13 protein-coding genes are annotated in these 22,162 nt (G+C 46.6%); 7 read left to right on the top strand and 6 right to left on the bottom strand.

Going from position 1 to position 22,162, the window contains the following annotated elements; translation table 11 throughout:
• Positions 1-81 precede the first annotated feature (81 nt).
• The 7 genes from H8S65_RS02580 to H8S65_RS02550 all read left to right on the top strand — a co-directional run bounded on the left by H8S65_RS02580 (position 82) and on the right by H8S65_RS02550 (position 10,131).
• Positions 82-2,616: a glycoside hydrolase family 95 protein gene (locus H8S65_RS02580; protein ID WP_186928407.1), complete on the top strand. Its 2,535-nt coding sequence runs from the start codon at positions 82-84 to the stop codon at positions 2,614-2,616.
• A gap of 10 nt (positions 2,617-2,626) precedes the next feature.
• Positions 2,627-4,069 (top strand): sulfatase family protein, encoded by a 1,443-nt coding sequence (locus H8S65_RS02575; protein WP_186928406.1) that lies wholly within the window; start codon positions 2,627-2,629, stop codon positions 4,067-4,069.
• An 80-nt stretch (positions 4,070-4,149) separates the two neighbouring features.
• A complete protein-coding gene (locus tag H8S65_RS02570) occupies positions 4,150-5,193 on the top strand; it encodes a sugar kinase (RefSeq protein ID WP_186928405.1) in 1,044 nt (347 codons plus the stop codon).
• A gap of 41 nt (positions 5,194-5,234) precedes the next feature.
• Positions 5,235-5,903, top strand: a complete 669-nt coding sequence (locus H8S65_RS02565; protein WP_186928404.1) for a bifunctional 4-hydroxy-2-oxoglutarate aldolase/2-dehydro-3-deoxy-phosphogluconate aldolase — start codon at positions 5,235-5,237, stop codon at positions 5,901-5,903.
• 21 nt (positions 5,904-5,924) lie between these two features.
• The gene (gene uxaC / locus H8S65_RS02560; RefSeq protein WP_186928403.1) at positions 5,925-7,328 is read left to right on the top strand and encodes a glucuronate isomerase; all 1,404 of its coding nucleotides are present in this window, start codon (positions 5,925-5,927) and stop codon (positions 7,326-7,328) included.
• A gap of 515 nt (positions 7,329-7,843) precedes the next feature.
• Entirely contained in the window at positions 7,844-8,332 is a 489-nt protein-coding gene (locus tag H8S65_RS02555) for an HU family DNA-binding protein (RefSeq protein WP_186928402.1), read from the top strand.
• Between the two features lie 68 nt (positions 8,333-8,400).
• Complete coding sequence (locus H8S65_RS02550; RefSeq protein WP_186928401.1) at positions 8,401-10,131, top strand: leucine-rich repeat protein; 1,731 nt, start codon at positions 8,401-8,403, stop codon at positions 10,129-10,131.
• 78 nt (positions 10,132-10,209) lie between these two features.
• Here the strand turns inward: H8S65_RS02550 and porW are convergent, their stop codons facing one another.
• The 6 genes from porW to H8S65_RS02520 form a co-directional block, all read right to left on the bottom strand.
• Positions 10,210-13,854, bottom strand: coding sequence for a type IX secretion system periplasmic lipoprotein PorW/SprE (gene porW, locus H8S65_RS02545; protein WP_186928400.1), 3,645 nt, complete (start codon positions 13,852-13,854; stop codon positions 10,210-10,212).
• A gap of 313 nt (positions 13,855-14,167) precedes the next feature.
• Positions 14,168-14,971, bottom strand: coding sequence for a metal ABC transporter permease (locus H8S65_RS02540; RefSeq protein WP_186928399.1), 804 nt, complete (start codon positions 14,969-14,971; stop codon positions 14,168-14,170).
• 143 nt (positions 14,972-15,114) lie between these two features.
• Entirely contained in the window at positions 15,115-15,537 is a 423-nt protein-coding gene (locus tag H8S65_RS02535) for a phospholipase (RefSeq protein WP_186928398.1), read from the bottom strand.
• Between the two features lie 75 nt (positions 15,538-15,612).
• Entirely contained in the window at positions 15,613-16,836 is a 1,224-nt protein-coding gene (locus H8S65_RS02530) for a 3-phosphoshikimate 1-carboxyvinyltransferase (protein WP_186928397.1), read from the bottom strand.
• A gap of 293 nt (positions 16,837-17,129) precedes the next feature.
• Positions 17,130-18,749: a RagB/SusD family nutrient uptake outer membrane protein gene (locus H8S65_RS02525; RefSeq protein ID WP_186928396.1), complete on the bottom strand. Its 1,620-nt coding sequence runs from the start codon at positions 18,747-18,749 to the stop codon at positions 17,130-17,132.
• Positions 18,750-18,768: 19 nt separating this feature from the next.
• Positions 18,769-22,017, bottom strand: coding sequence for a TonB-dependent receptor (locus H8S65_RS02520; protein WP_186928395.1), 3,249 nt, complete (start codon positions 22,015-22,017; stop codon positions 18,769-18,771).
• Positions 22,018-22,162: the final 145 nt, after the last annotated feature.

Here is a 22,162-nt window from a genome sequence, read left to right as displayed (position 1 = left end):
TTTAAATCTTTAAAGTGTCCGGATGAATTGCATATCTTTGCATCCGGACACTTTTTTGTATAATCTTAAAATACCATGTATATGCGCATTATTTCTTATCTGATCTCATTCTTGTTGCTGGCCGCGTGCACGGGAACACCCTCAAAAGCACCGCTCACCTTGTGGTACGACAAGCCTGCCCAAAACTGGGACGAGGCACTCCCCATCGGGAACGGCCGGGCGGGAGCAATGGTTTTCGGAGGAGCCTGCAAAGAACAACTTCAACTGAACGAAAACACATTATACAGCGGGGAACCGTCGGTCGTTTTCAAAGACGTAAAAATAACGCCGGAAATGTTCGACAAAGTGGTCAGGCTGATGAAAGCCGGAAAATATACGGAAGTTTCCGACCTGGTCTGCAAGAACTGGCTCGGACGCCTGCACCAGTATTACCAGCCGTTCGGAGACTTGCATATCCAAAACAACAAACAGGGAGAGGCCAACCAATATAAACGGACACTGAATATCTCGGATGCCGTCGCTACAACCGCCTACGAACAGAACGGAACGCATTACGAACGGGAAGTGTTTGCCTCCCATCCGGACGACGTGATCGTCATGCGACTGAAAAGCAACACTCCGGACGGTATCGACATCTCGCTCGATTTCACTTCACCCCATCCGACAGCCCTGCAAAAAGGGACTGACGACCGTCTGATCCTTCACGGACAGGCTCCCGGCTATGTGGAACGGCGCACATTCGAGCAAATCGAACAATGGGGCGACCAATACAAACACCCTGAACTCTACGATGCAAACGGCAAACGCAAGTTCGACAAACGGATGCTTTACGGTGACGAGATCGACGGGAAAGGGATGTTCTTCGAAGCCCAGTTGAAACCTGTCTTCCCGAAAGACGGGAAATGTGAGATTACCGACTCCGGTATCCATGTGTACGACACGGATGAAGTCTATTTCGTACTCAGCATGGCAACCAGCTTCAACGGTTTCGACAAGAGTCCGAGCAAGGAAGGTATCGATCCTTCGGCCAAAGCAGCCGGTATTCTGGAAAAAGCCCTTTCCTATGACTATCAAACACTGAAACAACGCCATACGGAAGATTACCGTTCCCTGTTCGACCGAGTCGATTTCGAACTGGTTTCTTCGCCCGAACAAAAGGCGATGCCGACCGACAAAAGGCTCGAACAATTCGCCCAAACAGCCGATCCCGCCCTGGCAGCCCTCCTGTTCCAGTTCGGCCGTTACCTGATGATCAGCGGATCGCGCCCAGGCGGGCAACCTTTGAACCTGCAAGGGATGTGGAACAAAGACACGATCCCGGCCTGGAATTGCGGTTACACGATCAACATCAACACGGAGATGAACTACTGGCCTGCCGAGCTGACAAACCTGTCGGAATGCCAGCAACCTCTGTTCCGGATGATCCGGGAACTGGCGGTATCCGGAGCCGAGACAGCCCGGAACATGTACAACCGTCGGGGTTGGGTTGCCCATCATAACACTTCTATCTGGCGGGAATCACTGCCGAACGACAACGTGCCGACAGCCTCTTTCTGGCCGATGGTGCAAGGCTGGCTATGCAGCCACCTATGGGAACACTATCAATTCACACAAGACGAAGCATTCCTCAAAAATGAAGCTTATCCTCTGATGAAAGGAGCCGCCGAGTTCTTTGCCGACTGGCTGATCGAGGACGGAAACGGGCATTTGGTGACTCCGGTCGGTGTCTCCCCGGAAAACAGTTTCGTCACAGAAGACGGGCAAACGGCAGCTATGAGCATGGGCCCGACAATGGACATGGCGATCATCCGTGAAACTTTTACCCGTACAATCGAAGCTTCGGAAATGTTCAACCTGGACGAACCGTTACGCAACGAATTGAAAGACAAACTGGCACGCTTGCTACCCTATCAAATCGGGGAACGCGGACAGTTGCAGGAATGGATGTATGACTTCAAGGAACGGGAACCTCAACATCGCCACTTCTCCCATCTGTACGGTTTCCATCCGAGCGACCAGATCACACCGGACAAAACACCGGAATTGTTTAATGCAGTCCGTAAAACGCTCGAACTGCGGGGCGATCTGGCTTCCGGCTGGTCGATGGGCTGGAAAATAAACTGCTGGGCGCGCCTGATGGATGGCAATCATGCTTACAAGATCATTGCCAACCTGTTCAATCCCGTCGGATTCGGAAACAGTGCACATAAAGGAGGAGGACTCTTCCGCAATTTATTGTGTGCACACCCCCCTTTCCAGATCGACGGGAACTTCGGTTATACGGCAGGTGTCGTTGAAATATTGTTGCAAAGCCATGCCGGATACATTCATCTGTTGCCTGCTTTGCCCGACGTATGGGCGGAAGGCTCTGTTTCCGGTCTGAAGGCACGGGGCAACTTCGAGATCGCGATGAACTGGAAGGATGGAAAATTGACAGAAGCCAATATCCGTTCGCTGTCGGGGAAAAGCTGCACGCTGCGTGCCGGACAAGCTTTCACGGTTAAGTCGGACGGTAAGACCATAGCCACATCCGCACCGGTCCGGTCAAACGGTAAAGAATATTTCCAGGCGACATTCGACACGCAAAAAGACGGAACTTACCTAATCACACAATAAACACAGAGAAATGAAACAAGCATTATCATTGATCGGAGCTTCTTTTTTATCTGTTGCCAGTTCGCTGGCAGCGGATAAAACGCCCAATATCATTTTGATCCTTGCCGACGACATGCGGGCTTCAGGAATGGACTTTTTAGGAAAAGAACAAGTTCAAACGCCCAACTTGTCCAAGTTGGCAGGAGAAAGTACCGTATTTACCAACGCCCATATCATGGGCGGAACATCCGGAGCCGTCAGTATGCCGAGCCGGGCCATGCTGATGACCGGAAAGTATCTTTACAACCTCGAAAAACAGGGAGCAACAATCCCGGATTCACACACGATGATAGGTGAAGCCCTGCAGGAAGCCGGCTACAACACTTTCCATACCGGTAAATGGCACAGTAGCTATGAAGCTCTGAACCGTTGCTTCAAAGACGGAAAAGCAATCTTTTTCGGAGGCATGTGGGATCACTGGAATGTCCCCTTGTATGATTATCACGCAGATATGAATTACGGGAAACGCCGCCCGGTCATCCGTAACCAGGCAAAATCGAACAAGGTCGAATATGAGAAGGGAGAATATATGTATTCGGGAAAGCATTCCGTAGATATTTTTACCCATGAAGCCGTCGAATATATTCAACAGCAAAAAGATAAAAAACAACCGTTCTTCCTGTCGGTAGCCTATATGTCTCCCCATGATCCCCGGAGCATGCCGGATGAATATATGCAGCTTTACGATCAGAGCCAAATACAACTTCCACCCAACTTTATGGAAAAGCATCCGTTCGATAACGGAGAATTGGAAATACGTGACGAGGTACTGGCTGCCATTCCCCGCCGTCCGGACGAAATCAAAAAGCATATCCAGGAATACTATGCCATGATCTCCCATGTGGACAAACGTGTAGGCGACATTATCCAAACACTGAAAGATAACGGTATATACGAAAACACAATCATCGTATTTGCAGGAGACAACGGGTTGGCGGTCGGGCAACACGGTCTGATGGGTAAACAGAACGTATACGAACATAGCGTCGGCGTTCCTTTGATGATCAAGGCAGCCGCACAGCACATCGGTAAAGAAACAGCAGACCTCTGCTACCTGATAGACGTATTCCCGACCCTTTGCGACATGCTCCAACTGCCTGTGCCCCGATCGGTAGACGGTGTCAGCCTGCTTTCCTCCCTGGAAGGGAAAGAACCTGCCCGTGACCGCCTCTACTACAGCTATATGGATAATCAACGCGGCATTTCCGACGGGACCTGGAAGCTGATTGAATATCACGTAAACGGAGAACGCACGACCCAGTTATTCAATCTGAAAGACGATCCTTGGGAAATGAACGACCTCAGCGGACAAAAGAAATACGGGAAAACAATCCAGCGTCTTCGCGAAAAGATGACCGAACAATGCAAGGAAACAAATGACACATCTACTTTCTGGAATAATTTCAGTTTTTAACTATGTTTTCGCGCACACAAAGGGTTTATTTAAAAATAAACCTCTATTTTTGTGGTCTGAACACATTATAAACCATTGATATGGATAAAAAAGTAATAACCTTTGGAGAAATCATGCTTAGACTGGCCACACCAGACTATCTCCGTTTTTGTCAGAGTGATAAATTGAATGCTACCTTTGGTGGCGGTGAAGCAAACGTAGCTGTATCACTGGCTAACTATGGCATTGCAACCGAGTTTGTAACCCGTTTGCCTAAAAACGACATTGCGCGTGCTTGCGTAATGGACCTGCGTAAATATGGTGTAGGGACTTCCCACATCGTTTACGGCGGCGACCGCTTGGGCATCTATTTCCTGGAAACAGGTGCTGTAGCCCGTGCCAGTAAAGTCGTCTATGACCGCGCTCATTCGGCTATCTCCGAAATCCAGCCGGGAATGGTCAACTGGGAAGAAGTATTCAAAGATGCATCCTGGTTCCACTGGACAGGCATTACACCAGCCATTTCACAGGGTGCGGCAGATGCTTGCCTCGAAGCTATCCAGGTGGCAAACCGTATGGGTATCCCCGTATCATGCGACATTAATTACCGCAAGAACCTGTGGAAATATGGCAAAACCGCCTCTGAAGTGATGCCGGAACTGGTTGCCGGTTGCGATGTAATCTTAGGCAATGAAGAGGACGCAGAAAAGGTATTCGGCATCAAACCGGAAGGTTTCGACGTGACAGCCACGAACGGTGAAGTGAACGCTGCCGAATTCGAATCCGTATGCACACAGCTGATGGCTAAATTCCCGCGTGCAAAGAAAGTGATCATCACATTGCGCGGCGCCATCAATGCAAACCACAATACGTGGGGCGGTGTTCTCTATGCCGACGGCAAACTGTACCAGTCCCGCCGTTACGACATTACGCATATCGTTGACCGTGTAGGCGGCGGCGACTCGTTCATGGGTGGTTTGATCTACGGCCTGCTGACTTATACGACAGACGACCAGAAAGCACTCGATTTCGCTGTTGCAGCTTCTTGCCTGAAACACACGATCTACGGCGACTTCAACCAAGTGACTGTCGATGAAGTTGAGAAACTGATGGGTGGCGATGCTTCAGGACGAGTGTCAAGGTAATTGGCACATTGGCAAATTAATACATTAATAAATTATTTATTATGGCAAGATTCAATAAAATGCAGGTACTTGACGCAATCGTCAGTACAGGAATGGTTCCTGTTTACTACAATAAAGATGTAGAAACTGCAAAACAGGTGGTAAAGGCTTGTTACGAAGGTGGCGTTCGCGCTTTCGAATTTACAAACCGTGGTGATTTTGCACACGAAGTTTTTGCCGAACTGATCAAGTTTGCCGCAAAAGAATGTCCGGAATTAATCTTGGGCGTAGGCTCTATCGTTGATCCCGGAACAGCTTCCTTATACTTGCAATTGGGTGCGAACTTCATTGTCGGCCCGTTGTTCAATCCGGAAATCGCGAAGGTTTGCAACCGTCGCTTAGTTCCGTATACACCGGGCTGCGGTTCCGTTTCGGAAATCGGTTTCGCCCAGGAAGTAGGTTGCGACCTATGCAAGATATTCCCTGCCGGAAACGTAGGCGGACCATCGTTCGTGAAGAACATCAAAGCTCCGATGCCCTGGTCTATGATCATGGCTACAGGCGCCGTAGAGCCGACGGAAGAGAACTTATCGGCCTGGTTCAAGGCTGGCGTGACATGTGTAGGCATGGGTTCCAAACTGTTCCCGAAAGAAATGATTGCAGCCGGCAATTGGGAGGCAATCTCGACACTTTGCCGCGACGCGCTGGCTACTATCAAAAAATATCGTTAACAACAATAAACCGCTAATAGTATGAAGACATTTCTTGATTCCAATTTCCTGCTTCAGTCGGAAACAGCGCAGAAGCTGTATCACGAACATGCAGCAAAAATGCCAATCATCGATTATCATTGCCACTTGATCCCGCAACAGATAGCCGACAACTATCAGTTTGCCGACCTGACGGAAATATGGCTGGGTGGCGACCATTATAAATGGCGTGCGATGCGTGCCAACGGCGTACCCGAAGAATACATCACGGGAGACAAACCGGCTTATGAGAAGTTTGAAAAATGGGCGGACACGATGCAGCATGCCATGCGTAACCCGTTGTATCACTGGACCCACCTCGAACTCAGCCGTATCTTCGGCGTTGACAAGGTACTGAACCCGTCTACCGCCCGCGAAATATACGACGAATGCACCGCCAAGCTGCAAACCCCCGAATTCCGCGCCCAGGCAATCATGGAACGGATGAACGTGGAAGTGGTTTGTACGACCGACGACCCGATCGATGATCTGAAATACCACGCCGCAATCCGCCAAGGCAGCCTAAAAACAAAGGTCCTTCCTGCCTGGCGACCGGACAAGGCTATGGCAATCGAGAATGTCGATACTTATAACGAATATCTGACGAAGTTGGAAGCAGCAGCCGACATGCCGATCCTCAACTTCAAGGACCTGATAGGTGCTTTGCAGAAACGTCACGACTTCTTCGCGTCACAGGGCTGCTGCCTGTCCGACCACGGGATACTGACCTTCTATGCCGAACCCTACACGGATGCCGAAATCGAGGCTATCTTCTTGAAAGCCCGCATGAAGAAAGAGCTGACAGCCGAAGAAATCGACAAATTCCGTTCTGCCATGTTGTACGAGTTCGCGGTCATGGATGCCAAAAGCGACTGGGTACAACAGTTCCACTATGGCGCAACCCGCAACAACAACGCCCGCATGTTCAAGAAGTTGGGACCGGACACAGGCTACGATGCGATCGGCGATGCAGAAGTCGCCACCCCGCTGGCCCGTTTCCTGAGCCGCCTGGACGAAGAAGGCGTACTGGCAAAGTCCATCTTCTACAACCTGAACCCGCGCGACAACGAGCTGCTGATGACAACGATCTACAGTTTCAACGACGGCACGGTTCCGGGCAAGATGCAGTATGGCTCCGGCTGGTGGTTCCTGGATCAGATCCACGGCATGGAAAAGCAGATGAACGCATTGTCTGACTTAGGATTGCTGAGCCGCTTCGTCGGCATGCTGACCGACTCGCGCAGCTTCCTGTCTTACCCGCGTCACGAATACTTCCGTCGCATCCTGTGTAACATCCTGGGGCGCGAAGTGGAAGACGGCCTGCTGCCGGCATCCGAACTGCCGTTCCTCGGCAAGATGGTCGAAGATATCAGTTACAATAACGCGAAAGAGTATTTCGGGTTCTGAACAACCGGGACACAATCATTCAAAGAAATGCCGGGCGAGATGATAAGCAAATCGCCCGGCATTTCTTTTTGTTCTGACTTCCACTTTGTACAGGGAAATACGGTTCAGAAGTCGAGCCGTATGGCAATCGCCGGTTGTTGCCGCCGGAAGGAAGCAAAGAGAGCAGGGCGGAAGCTAACGCCGAGACGGGCAAGTCTATGACCAAGGCGGCAACGATCCATAGTTTCGACGAAACCTATCCACACGGCAAATTAATCAAAGCAAAAGGAATGCCGCTTGAATAAATTGTTTATATTTGGAGCACATATGATGAGCAGGAACAGAAAGGGTATATTTTATCCCCCGAAACGACATACCTATGTAGGCACTGCCTACATATATATGTAGCAAGCGCCTACACATATGAGAAGGAACCATCGACATATATATGTCGTTTTCACCCTGAAAAAGCCGTAGTAAAATACGACCATTGACATGCTTCATTTTTTCCTAACATATTAAGAAAGGAGGCCCTTATGGCAGTAAATTACAAATTAGTCCAGAAACGGAACCCGGTCAAACCGGAAGATCCGAAAAAGTGGTATGCAGTCCCTAAAAGCGCAACGGCGCAAACCGGCAAGCAGATGACCAAGGCAGCAACAGAAAACACGACCGTCGCCCCAATCGAAATGGAAGCATCGCTCGACCTGTTAGCAAAATATGTACCCAAGCAGTTGGTTCAGGGGCATACCGTGCACATCCCCGGCGTAGGCTACCTGCGCCTTTCATTCAAGAGCGACGGGGTCGAAAACATCGAAGACTTCGACCCGGTAGCGATGATCCATGATGCCCGTATGATTTTCAAACCGGACGAGGAACTGCGCAAAGCCGTCCTCGATAACCTGGCATTCGAAGACGGCGGCGTCCTTGCCGACGGCATCGACTATGCCAGCCGGACGTCTTACCTGAAAGTTGTCAAAGGCGGCGGAGGCGGAGGCGAGGAAGAAAGACCGGGAGAGCTGTAAGCTCTCCTCCTCCCTTAGAAGCGGAATCTTAAGAACAAACTTTTATTAATTCTATTAACTCATTACGTATGAATATGATTAAATTTTACACCATCATGCTATGGGCATGTATCGCATTCTGGGGTATAACCCCGCAACTGGCAGCCCAGGAAGACCTGATCCCGGAAGGGACAACCGAAATCAAGGACCTGGCATTCAAAGACCGCACGGACCTTACCGAAGTGGTCATACCGGAAGGGGTAACCCGGATCGGAAAGTATGCATTTTACAATTGTACGAATATGAGCTCTATTAAACTGCCGAGCAGTTTAATCAGCATAGACGATTATGCCTTTTTCTATTGTAGCAAACTTTCCACCATCACGTTGCCGGAAAACCTGGAAACCATCGGGGAAAACGCATTCGTCTATGCATTAGGCGGGCAACAGGAACTGGTGATCCCCGACAAAGTAAAATCGATCGGCCCCTCAGCCTTCGGATACGCTCCGGCAGCCACCCGTGTGAAACTCGGGAAAAGCGTAGAAAACCTGCAGTATTCCTTCGCCTATTGCGATCAACTGGAATCCTATGAAGTGGCCGAAGACAATCCCAAATATTGCTCCGCAGACGGCGTGCTCTTCTCCAAAGACATGAAAAAGCTATACTATTACCCGGCTGCCAAAGCAGCAACGAGCTATAAGTTGCCCGACGGAACGACAACACTCAATGGCGATTTCCCCTTCTATCGATGCAAAAACCTGGAAACAGTCGACCTCAACAACGTCACTGTCGTAGAAGACTCTTATGACTACGTCAATGACTCCGCAGAGCCCTATTCCATCTTCACCATCTGCAAGAGCCTGAAAGAGATAAAAGTGGCAAGCGGAAACCCGGCCTTTGCGACAGTCGACGGCGTGCTTTTCAACAAAGATATGACCCGCCTCGAGAGCTATCCGGCAGGCAACGGCAAGGACGCATACACTGTCCCCGACGGAACCACAACGATCCGCTACGGAGCTTTCAACTGGAATAAAGACCTCGTATCCGTCACTTTCCCGGCCAGCATCACCGACCTCGGCACAACTCCGTTCGCCGGCTGGTCCAAACTGGGAACGATCACCCTGAAGAGCACGACACCCCCGGCGCTGGCGTCAGGCTTAGGAAACGGCACGCTTGACGGATCGATGGCCACGGAAAAATTTGCCGGCACGATCAACGTTCCTGCAGGTTCTTCGGACGCATATCGGGCCGCTGCGGGATGGTCCCAATATGCCGACCTCTTTGTTGAAGAAGCAGCACCCTTTGAACCGGAAATACAGGAAACAACCGACAGCACACTGGTCATCGCATGGGAACCGTTCACAGGTGCTACCGGCTATATGCTCGATATTTACGCAGATGAAGATAAAACGGACAAAGTGGCGTCTTATACGTTCGATGCAGCCGGAAAACCGCTGAAAGCAACCGCCTTCTCTTATACGGTGGAAGGTTTGAAAGCCGGAACTGCCTATTATATCGAGACGATCGCCATCAAACAATCCGGAAACGAAACAACCGTACTGGCCCGCAATACCATCGAAGCGAAAACAAGTGGCATTCCGACTGCCAATGAGATTATAACTGCGGGCAAACCTTCCATCTTGGCATACAACGGACAGATCATCATCCGTACTGCCTCCGAAACGGACATACGGATTTACGACTTGTCAGGACACTGTGTTGTCACCGGAAAGGTAAACGGATACGGGGCATATGACATGGCGAAAGGCTTCTATATTGTAGTAGCTGGCTCCGAACGTAGTAAAATCATTGTACAATAAACCGACAGGAAAACATTAATAAAAAGGCAGGAGGCAGCAACTTCCTGCCTTTTTTTGTTTGTCCGGCACAGAAGATCGTTATCTTCTTTTCGCCTTAGCCGCCGCCTCTTTGGCTTTCAGGGCTTCGCGGCGGGCTTTCTCTTTGGCTTTCAGCTTTTCTTTGTATTCGCGTTCCTTCTGCTTGCGTTCTTTTTCCTTTTGCTTCAGGCGATCCTTGTACTCACGTTCTTTCTGCTTGCGGAGTTCTTCGCGTGCTTTCAGCTTGGCTTTACGTTCGGCTTCGACCTGTTGCAGTTTGGCTTTACGGTCGCGTTCGAGCTGTTTTTCGCGGTCGGCTTTTGCTTTCAACAAGGCTTCTTCTTCCGCTTTTTGCTTCTTCAGAAGTTCTTCGTTTTCTTTTGCTTTCTGTTCCTGCAATTCTTTCTCGGCTTTTTGCTGGGCTTCAAAGGCTTTGCGGGCTTCTTCCTTGCGGGCTTCGGCTTCGGCGGCTTCGCGCTTGCGGAGTTCTTCGATCTCTTTCAACGTGAGTTCCTTCGGTTGCTCGACAGGAGCGACAACAGCGGGAACGGTGTCTGACGATGTCGGAGCAACCGTATCTTTAGCCGCAGGCTGTACGGAAACGGAAAGGGTATCTGCATCAGCAGGAAGGATCGTTTCAGGTTTACGGACAGTCGTCGTGTCGACCGGCGGAAGTTCAACCGGGATCGTGTCTTTTACGGCAGGCGATACAACTGCCTCTTCTGCTGCCTGCTGCTTCTGTTGTTCTTTCGGGCGGACAGTTTTCTTAACGGGTTCCGGCTTTTCTTCCCGGATTTCCGCAGCCGGTGTTTCCTCCGGAATATCTTCAGAATCCTGTGCTTCGGCCTCTTCCGCCTCGGCCTCGGCCTTTGCCTCTTCCTCCTTGATCTGTTCGGCAGCCATGCGGGCTTTCCAGCGGACTGCCAGTTCAGGAGCAGCCTCGCCGAAGTTTTCCTGGAAGAATTCGACATATTCCTCAAGCGTCTTTCCTCGCATCAACGTTTCATAGTTGTCGTCGGAGATCGGAAGGATGGCCACATTCTTATCCAAAGCTGCCGCATACCCGTCTGCTCCGTAGATCATCTTATAATAATGTAGGATTTCATCCAGGTTGAAGAAGCCATGGATCGTCAACATGCTCATCGGCCCGGCTTCCTCAAAGCTCAGGTCGAACTCTTTCACCATAAAGTTGGCGAAGTTATAAGCGGCAACGGCGAAAAGCAACTGGTTACGGTCGATCGTTCCGGCGGGGTACATCAACAACATCCGGTACGAAGTATTCGGCTCGGCAGTAAAGACGCGCGCCGAGTCGGCTGCAGAAAGCGTACCATCGTCACCGACACCGAAACGCAGGTTCCAGCTCATCCCCTTGATGCCGCCCTGGACCATCATGCGACCGCGGAGAACGCCTTTCAGCATCTCACCCGCCAGTTCCGTCACGTCGGCAGTCGGATATTTCTCAACCAATGCTTTCAAGGCGTTCTTGAAACCTTCGGCATCCCCGGCCTGTACATAGGTCAACGCTTCGAGGAACATGAACTTAGGCAACAGATCCGCCAACGGATACTTGGCGCTGACATCGCGGTAGTTGCGACGGACGGTGACCGTATCTTCCGCCAGGTAACTTGCGTAGGTCGCCTGGTAGATCGAATCCTGCACCTTGTCCATCATCCGGATATTATATTCGTAATTCGGATCGGCAATCGCAATCGCATAATCCGATTCCGGGAAAGTCGTGGCCAACTTATTCTTATAAGTAGCAGCAAGCACCTGGTTTCCGGAACGAAGCGCCATCAGGTAGACCTGGTAATAGCTTTCCAAAAGGTGGTTGTGCTTCGGGAAACGGCGTTCCAATTCCTCAAAGGCTTCGGTAGCCAACGGGATGTCTTCGAGCTTGTCCTTATAGATCATAGCCATGTTATAGAGACCATCCTCTATGATAATATTGGAGGCTTCGATATCTTCGGGTGTCAACGGGAGCTGCTGAATGTAATACTCGCGTGTTTTCGGGTCGTCGGAGGCAACAGGTTCCAGTCCGGCTTCGAGCGAATCGGCAGCCATTTCGCCCGGTTCGCCGGCTTCTCCTTCGGTTGCGCCTTCATTCTCGTCCGCCATATTTTCATTGAAAGTGGACATCTCTTTCTTGCGGCGACGCCAGTTATCTTCCAGCGCGCGCCGTCCCCACTTACGCTGGAAAGCGGTCTTTCCCTGCGATACGGCTTGCGGGTTATAGAAATAGAAACCGGACCCGCCGGATGTCGTCGGCAATGTGATGCCGCCCGTCTCCGTTCCCGGGCGGTCGATACCGGTTCCTTTTGCTTCCTGTTCCGCCAGATAGGCTTCTTTCTCGGCAAGTGCTTTGGCTTCTTCTTCCTCTTTCTTCACCTGCTCGATGATCTTGTCGATCACGGCAAGCCGTTCCGCCTCCGGCATTTTGGCAAGGGTTTGCAAACTATCCTGCAAATGAACCGCCTCCACATGCACGACCAATTCGTCGAGGATGGCGGACAGCTTGGAGACACGTTCATAGTCTTTATATTCTTTCCGGATGCCGGACAATGCACCGCTGAAATTCGGTTGCGCCTTGACATAGTCGCGTTTCTGGAAATAAAGATCACCTAACTTGATCTGGCAGATCGCCTTGTCCAAGCCGTTCTGTGTACTTTTCTCCACGCCCAACTCATAGTTCTTGATGGCATTGACCGTATCTTCCCGGCTCATGTAAACGTTGCCCAACGCATAATAGACCTGGTCGAGCAGGTCCTTGTTCTTATCGCTTTTCGCCATCCGTTGCAGCATCTTGACTACCTTCTGGAAATTTCCTCCGGTAAACACTTCTGTCTGGCGGATGCGGGCGGCAAACTCCAGTTCATACGGCGGATTGGCTTTGATCACCTGCCCGAACATCTGGTAGGCAAGCCCGTTCTGATCCTGTTCGGCGTAAATCTGCCCCAACAGATACTTCATCCGGGTACGCTGGCGCCGGTTCTTCTCCGCCTTGATCGCCGTCTTGAAGTAGGGGACTGCTTCTTCATATTGCTTATTCTTCACCAAGTAGTCGGCATATACCGTCGCGTACCGGTTCAGGTTCTTGCGGGGAATACCGTTCGTATTCAGTTTCCCTAAGATATCTTCCGCTTCATAGAACCATTCCATCTCGGAATAGCAGCGGGCTTGCCAGAGACGGGCTTCGCAGGCCACTTCTTCATCATGGGCATAATGACGGGCTATGTAGGAGAAGGTGGCAGATGCCTGCAAGAAATCGGCGTTATAGAACTGCGCCTGCCCCATCATCAACCAGCACTTTTTGAGGAACGGGTTGTATTCTTCCTGTTCCTGCCAGGCACGTTGCTTGGGATCGTTGCGCCAACCCGGTTTCTTAGGTGGCTTTGCCTTGATGGAGTGGAGCTTGATCGCTTTATTGCTTTTCTCGATCGCCCGGTCGAAAGGGCCTCCGGTTTCGGGCTTGTCTTTGGGCTGCGCACTGACCGGATACATCAGGATCATGTCGGAATAGCTTTCCTTATAGCCGTTCTGCATGGAAAGCAACGCTTCGTCAAACGATGTCTTTCCGTTGAAATAGATATTATAGCGGGAATTAAAAGCATGATAGAAGCGGCTTGCCTTGGTGTTCTTTTTCGTACTGCAAGACCAAAACAAAGAGACAATCAATAATGCAATTATATAGTAGAAACCTTTCTTCATTGTATTCGTTTGTGAGATAAATGATGGCTTACAGATGAGCTAACAGATAAAGCTGTGCCTTATGCCGCAGGCTCTCTTTTGCCGTCTGCTTCAGCAGACGGATAGATGATTGTTCCGGCTTTGCCGGTTCCTCTGTGGGTTTTACCCCCCTTTAAATATAATATATGAAAAGGGACTAAAGTCCACAGAGGAAGAGGCTTTGCCTCCAGATCCTTTAAACCGTCTGCTGAAGCAGACGGCAAAAGAGAGCCTGCGGCACGAGGCTTGCCTCGTCTGTCAGCTCACCCATAAATCTTCATTTATACTATTCCTTTTAACGCTTTAAAACCGCTTTTATTGCTTTCACTATCAAAAAGAAAAGGACAAGGACAAGAATAATAAACGCCCCGGAAGGCACATTCAGAAAATAAGAAAGGACGAGCCCGGCCACACATCCCAAGAAACCGATGGCAATACTTCCGAAAATGATCTTCTTGAAGTCTGACGTAAAAAGGTTTACAGTGATCTGGGGCAACGTCAGCAAACTCATCAGAAGCATGATCCCGACCAGACGGATCGAAAGTACGATCGTCACGGCGATAAAGAACATCATCACATATTCTATCCACTTGACTGGCAACCCTTGCGTCACGGCAAAATCCCTGTCGAACGCCACATAAACGATCTCCCGCAGGAAAAGGGCGAAAAGGACGACCAACAACAACGCCAAAGCAGCAATCCAGATAATATCTCCCGTCGAAACAGTCAGGATATTTCCAAAAAGATAGGCGGAAAGGTTCGGTGCATATCCGGGCGTCAGGAAAATGAAGATCACGCCCAATGCCATCCCTAACGACCATACCCCGGCAATGGCTGAGTCTTCACGCACATTCTGCGTCTTGCTCACCCACTCCACCCCGAATGCGGAGAGCACGGAAAACAGCATAGCCATCAGGATCGGATTCATCCCAAGATAGAAACCCAATCCCAGCCCCCCGAAAGAAGCATGCGTGATACCTCCACTGATGAAAACAAGCCGCCGCGACACGATATACGTCCCGACGATTCCACAAGCGATCGCGGTTAGCAGGCTGCCCAAAAGGGCATGCTGGAAAAAATCATATTGAAGTAAATCCATTTTCTATCTTCTTATATCCTTTTTTCTGGTTTCCCGGCGGGAAACTCTCGTTTCATAGGCAGGGAACTCTCGTTTCCACAGCAGGGAACTTCCGTTCCCATAGCGGGAAACTTCCGTTCCCACGGCAAGGAAACTCTAAGTGCCTAATGTATACGACGTTCGCCGACGATTAAAAAAGCTTCATCCTTCAGCGCATCCGGCAGATTAATCGCACGCAGTTGCAGGCTGCGCAACCAACCGGCCACCTCAATCTCTTGCAACGTATAAAGCACATCACGAAACTCGTTCACGGCATCTTCATCATATGCATCGGCTTCGACTCCCTGGAAGCGGTCCAGTTCTTCATCATCGTAATACTCGATCTGCTTGCTGACCGCAGCCAACAAACTGTCGCGTTCGCAGGTTTCATGCTGCCCGCAACATTCGTCCGTAACAAGTTCCTGCGCTTCGGGGATTTCGGCGATCTCCCCGCGCTCCAGCATCTTCTGTAGTTTCCGGTTCCGGAAATAACCGGCAATGGCAGCAAGGATACCCAGTACAATGATTCCGATTATAATATACCACATATCTTAATACTCTTTTAAATTCTTACTCCGATTTGACGCGCAACACCTGCGTCAACGCTGATATCCCCCGTGCGTCTATTCCTCGATTTGAAAACCCGTAGAACGCAGATCTTCCCAATAATGCGGATAGCTCTTGCTTACCACTTCCGGATCGGCAATCTCAATCCCTTCCGGCAGGATCAGAGCGGCAGGTGCAAATGCCATTGCCATACGGTGATCTTCATAGGTCGCAATAACCGGATGCGTTTCCGGCTCACACCGCTCGCCGTTCCATTCCAAGATACTGTCGTTGCTGTCTGTCAGGAGATACCCTAATTTGCGAAGCTCCGTCTTAAGCGCTTCGATACGGTCTGTTTCCTTTATCTTCAGACTTTGCAAACCGGTAAAGCGGAAAGGGATATTTAATAACACGCAGGTAACGACAAAGGTTTGAGCCAGGTCCGGCTCGTTTACGAAGTTATAATTCAGTTTTTTTGTCCTGTTCCCGTTGTGCTTCAAGATAACGCCCCGGTCTGTGTAAGTCGTGCCCACGCCAAGCTGTGCAAACAATTTGGCTCCGGCGGCATCTCCCTGCAAACTGTTCTTAAACAGTCCCAGCAACTCGATCTCGGCATTTTTAGACAATGCCATCATGGAATACCAGTAGGAAGCGGCGCTCCAGTCAGATTCGACGGTAAAAGGTATCGGATGATAATCCTGCGGTCTTACCTTAATGGTCTGCCCGTTCCATTCCGCCTTTACCCCATATTGCTCCATCAACTGCAATGTCAGGTTAATATAGGGTTTTGAAATGACAGCACCTTCAAGATGCAAGGTCAGCCCTTTCTCCATCAGGGGCGCGATCATCAGCAACGCCGAAATATACTGCGAACTGACCCCGCCGGCAAGCGAAATCTCGCCTCCCTGTAGCGCACTTCCGAAAATGCGGAGAGGAGGATAGCCTTCCTTCTCCATATATTCCACCCGTGCCCCCAGCGCATTCAGCGCATCCACCAGTATCTTGATCGGCCGGTTCTTCATCCGCTGGGTCCCGGTAATCGTCCACTCACCCACCACTTTAGACAAAAAAGCCGTCAGGAACCGCATCGCAGTCCCCGCGGCTTTTATATCAAAGTCACGATCATTCGAATTCAACGCCTTCACCATCACCTCCGTATCATCACAATCCGACAAATTCCGAATCTCATACGGACTATAGCTCAACGCATTAAGTATCAACGCACGATTACAGATACTCTTGGATGCGGGAAGCTTGATGGAAGCTTTTAGTGAAACAGGGCTCTTTACAACGTAGTTCATATCTCTGCTTTAAAATGGAGTACAAAAGTACGGATTTTATTGGGAAGATATGACTAAGAAAAGCCAAAGAAATTATCTATCCATTTCTTATAAATCAAAACAATGCATATTTTCACTATACATAATGAATGACAAAATGTTCACAACTTGAGTTTTCTGTGATCAAATCAGCATATTTAAATATATCACTTACCATTAAAATATCATTTTGAGAATCAGGAAATTTCATAAAACTAACAATAATCAGTTTTCCTATATTCATTCTCAATAAATAATCATTTAGTTTATATATTCTAATAACCAGGATTCTGTACTAATTCAGCTTCCAAATTAGCATCTATAGCACTTTGTGGAATCGGCCACAACTCGTTAAAAGGCTTGATAGTCTGTCCACTTAATGGATTGTACTTAATAGTCCTTTCATACATCTTCCCTACTCTCACTAATGTCCTTCTGCGAGGTTCTTCCACCACTAACTCACGAGTCCGTTCATCCAGAATATAATCAATATTCACCAGAGAAGGTTCTATTGGCTTAGCATGAGCCCTACCTCTAACGACATTGATATCTTTAGCTGCATTTACCAAATCGCCTTTCCACATATAAGCTTCTGCTCTCAAAAGATAAGTTTCTGCTAAACGCATTACAGGATCATCTTTGAATGGATTATTCCCTGTTGAAGCAAAGTCTCCCTCTAACTTCCGTAACATAGGTGCTATAATCCACACCGTATCCATATCTGCTGTAATCTCGACCTTTTGCCCAAAATAAGTAGATTCAGGATTATTCCAATACCAATCACGACGAATGTTATAACTGGAATTACGCATATCATTCCAATCTTCTCCCCAAACATCATAAAATACATAATTTGTAGGACGTATCCAGCCAACCGGCCTTCCAATTGAATCACAAATCTGCATTCCAGATTTTCCATCCGGGTCTTTTAAATCCCAATAACGACATCCCCAGGCACGCATCCAGTTTGTTGGATTAGATTCTTTTCCACCGGGAGTATTATATTCAAACTGTAAAGCCCAAATGGTTTCTTCATTACCGGCACTTCTATTTATATTATAATCCCAGAACAAGTCAGATAAAACATTACCCGGTTGATCCTTCTTCTGACCAAAACGTTCCGTCATCAATCGATATTTAGGGGAGTCTATTACTCTGGAGGCTGCTTCAATCGCTTTTTGATAAAAGGATTCATCATTTGACTCCAAACCAATACTAATATATACTTCTGACAATAAGTGATTAGCAGCACCTTTGGTAATTCTACCATCCACTTTTTCGTCTGTAGGAAGCCACTCTATTGCAAATTCCAAATCACTTTGCTCCTGTTGCAGAACCTCCAATCTGGAAGCTCTGACAAAATCCAATTTCGGCGCAGCCACTTCTTCTATCACAATCGGAACACCACCAAACAAATTAACCAAAACATTATAAGCATAAGCACGGAAAAACAAGGCTTCCGCTTTCACGGCATTTCTTTCAACCTCTGTCCATTGTATGTTAGGGTTGTCAACACGATTAATAATCGTATTCGCATTAGAAATCATTTTTTTATAGCCCCAATCCCAATATGACTGAGATCCCGAATAAAAACTGGTTATGACAGAATAGTCCCAAAAACGTTCAGGCCCTGCATTATATTTTTCTCCAATATGTGCCTGATCTGTTCCTAATACCATTTCCCAGTTCATATTCAAACCATTTTTCAAAGAGTTATCAACCTCATCACGGGCAAATTTATGTAATGCAATAAGACCATTTTCAAAAGCATCTTTATTTTCGTATGCATTCTCAGGACTAAGAAACGATAATGGTTTTTCATCCAAAACATCACTACATGATACTAATAAAAGTGCTGAAATATAAAAAAAGAATGATTTATATATTATTTTCATAACATCAGATTTAATTAAGTTAGAAACTAAAGTTTACTCCAAATGTGAAAGTTTTTGCTAAAGGATATCCTCCCTTCTTTATCTCTGTAGCTGTTCCATTCGCATCAATTTCAGGATCCCAACCGGACCAATTAGTGAAAGTAGCAAGATTCTTAGCACTTATATACAAACGCAAACCATTTATTTTCAACATATCCAATAATTTTCGAGGTATATCATAAGATAATGAAACATCTTGTATTCTAACATAAGTAAGACTTTCGTAGAAACCATGTGTAAATGGCATTGCGTAACCAATTGTTGGACGGGTATTACTTCTGTTTTCCGGAGTCCAATACTCTTCTCCTACATCTAAAATATTCAATCTATCGGGAAACCATCCCGCAGGATTCAACATCGGATTACTTTTCTTTCCCCCGAATGAGGAATTAACAAACAAATATAAAGTAAATCCTTTATATGTTAAGGTATTACCTAATCCAATCCTAATATCCGGCGATGTCTTGCCAATAATACTACGATCATCAGGGTCAGCCCCTCCACTTCCATTTTTATCGACAATGCGAAAATAACCGGGTTTAAAACCTGTAGGTATATCATCATCTTCCTGATAGACTCCATTTAGAGTATAGTCGTAAATAGCACCTATCGGTTGTCCAATGAACCAACCATTACTAATATCATTATCTTCTTTTCCATCATTATCCAGATCCAATCCATACAAACTTGTTATTTTGTTTTTATTTGTCGATAATGTCAAGGTTGAACTCCATTCAAAATCCCGATTTGATATATTCACTGAATTCAGTGTCAATTCCAAACCCTTATTCGAAATTCCTCCTAAATTGGTATATACCGAGTTATAACCCGTCATAGAAGGAATAGAACGTCTCATCAGCAAGTCTTTTGTTTTCAAATCGTAATATTCCAGTGATCCACTTAAACGGCTACCCAATACACTAAAATCGATACCGACATTGGCTGATTTTGTGGTTTCCCATGTCAGATCATTATTACCCATCGCTGAATTATAAATACCATTGAAAGAAGAAGAACCTTCACCAAATACATATTGATTCTGTGCCATTTGAGCCAAAGAAGAATAAGGAGCAATTGCTTGGTTTCCTGTTTCACTATAAGAGAATCGTATTTTTAAATTATTCAACCAACTTATTCTTTTCATAAAAACTTCCTCCGAAAGAATCCATGCCACAGCGATAGAAGGAAACGTCCCCCATTTCTTTTCTTTTCCAAATGCTGAGTAACCATCCCGGCGTGCCAATAAAGTCAACAAATACCGATCCATCAGTCTATAGTTGATACGTCCCATATAAGATAATCCGTTTGACTCTTTTGCAGAAGAAGCTACAGTCGGATTTTTCCCCAACTCTAATTTATTATACCCCAAGATATCTGAAAAAAAGTCAGAATTATCCATTTTAGAATAATCATTATTATAATGATCACGGCTAAAAAGGAATGTTATGTCAATATCATGAATATCCAGAAAATGTTTCTGGTATTTAACGATATTTTCTACAAGCCAATTGTAATTTTCACTATACTCCTTTGTGCCTTTAGCTACAACTTTTTCATCTTCTTTCATATAAGAGGGAGAATACACAAAATGTTTATACCAATTATATGTATTAGAATAATTCAATCTATAACTCAAACCCTTGACAAAAGGGACATCTATTTGTGTGTACAAATTGCCTGTAATATTTTGTGTTTTTTCCAAATCATCTGTTTTTTCAGACCAGAAAATTGGGTTTTGTGCCATACTTTCGCCTCCCCCATGAACTTTCAGTATTAACTCACCTTTTTTATCATACATTTGTGAATAGGGTGATAAAGTGACTGCATTCTCAATATTTCCAGCCAACCCGGAATCATCACGTCCACTAAATGCGGCATTCACCCCGACACTAAACCAATCTGTAATTTTATTTTCAATATTAGCACGTAATGACACACGCTGAAAATCATCATTGTAAATTAACCCCTTTTGACTTGTAAACGAACCAGAAAGATAATATGTAGTTCGATTATTTTTTCCTGAGACCGAAATATCATGCGAATGTATAGGAGCAGACTGAGAAACAAAGTCTATTGGATCAACGGTCTTTCCTTCCAAATAGTTTTGATATTCATGGTCTTGCATATAATTAGAAGGATCGGGGTTCTCCACTCCATTTGATCTCTCATAATCAATAATCTTTTTCACATAAGCAGGACCATCCAGCATTTTCAATTTACGGCTGAATTTTTGAAACCCCAGATAACCATTATATTGAATCAATGGTTTTTCAGACTTTCCACGTTTTGTTGTAATCAAAATAACCCCATTCGAAGATTTGGCTCCATATACAGCTGCAGCACTTCCATCTTTCAAAATGTCAATAGTCTCAATATCCGTACTATTTATATCGCTTAAAGAACCGGCAAGAGGAATACCATCAACAATAATAAGAGGACTATTCCCTGCAGACAATGAAGTCAAACCACGAATTACAATATTACTATTCGAGCCAGGCTTTCCGTCCGTATTTACATTTACTCCGGCAATCGTACCTCGCAAAGCTTGAGAAATATTGGTATTAGGTAATTCTTGCATTCCCTTCATATCCACATGAGATACAGCACCAGTCAAATCTTTTTTCCGTTGAGTTCCATAACCTACTACTACAATCTCATCCAAATTCTGAGAATCTTCAACTAAACTCACGAAAATATTAGTTTGATTTCCCACTTCCATTTCTTTTGTAAGATAGCCGATATAAGAAAATTGCAATGACGAATTTGAAGTAACCTCTAAAGAAAATCTACCATTAATGTCCGTTACTGTACCATTCATTGTTCCCTTTTCCATCACATTCACGCCAACAATAGGCTCTCCACTTTCATCTTTTACTGTACCTACTACATATTTTTTGTTTTGTGCAGTAATAATAGTTCCAATATTCTCCGTAGGATTAATCAAGATGAAATTATTTTCTGTAATCTCATATTCGACCCCTTCTGTTTTAAAAATACGTTCCAAAACAGACTCAACAGTTTGATCTTTGACATGAACAGAAACTTTTTTTTCTAAATTAATCTTTCCACTCTCATAGATAAAACGAAAGTCAGATTGGGTTTCAATCAAAAAAAGGACTTCTTTGATTGACTGATTCTGCACATTCAATGATAACTTTGTTGTTTGTGAATAAACAGTAGCAGAAATGTTGATTGAACAAACTATTATGGCCAACGTTACTATTTTCATAATAGACAATATTTTTTTACAGACAGAAAAGCTTTCCTGCCGTGGCTTATCAAAATAATTCATATATTTGTAAATTGATTATTAGCTAACTATTAGTGCTTCCAACACTAATCTTATGATCAAACTCATAACGGGAGATGTGACA

Source organism: Parabacteroides hominis (genome assembly GCF_014287585.1).
Classification (GTDB): Bacteria; Bacteroidota; Bacteroidia; order Bacteroidales; family Tannerellaceae; genus Parabacteroides; species Parabacteroides hominis.
The sequence above is the reverse complement of the archived record's forward strand: the minus strand, read 5'-3'. Positions and strand labels throughout refer to the sequence as shown.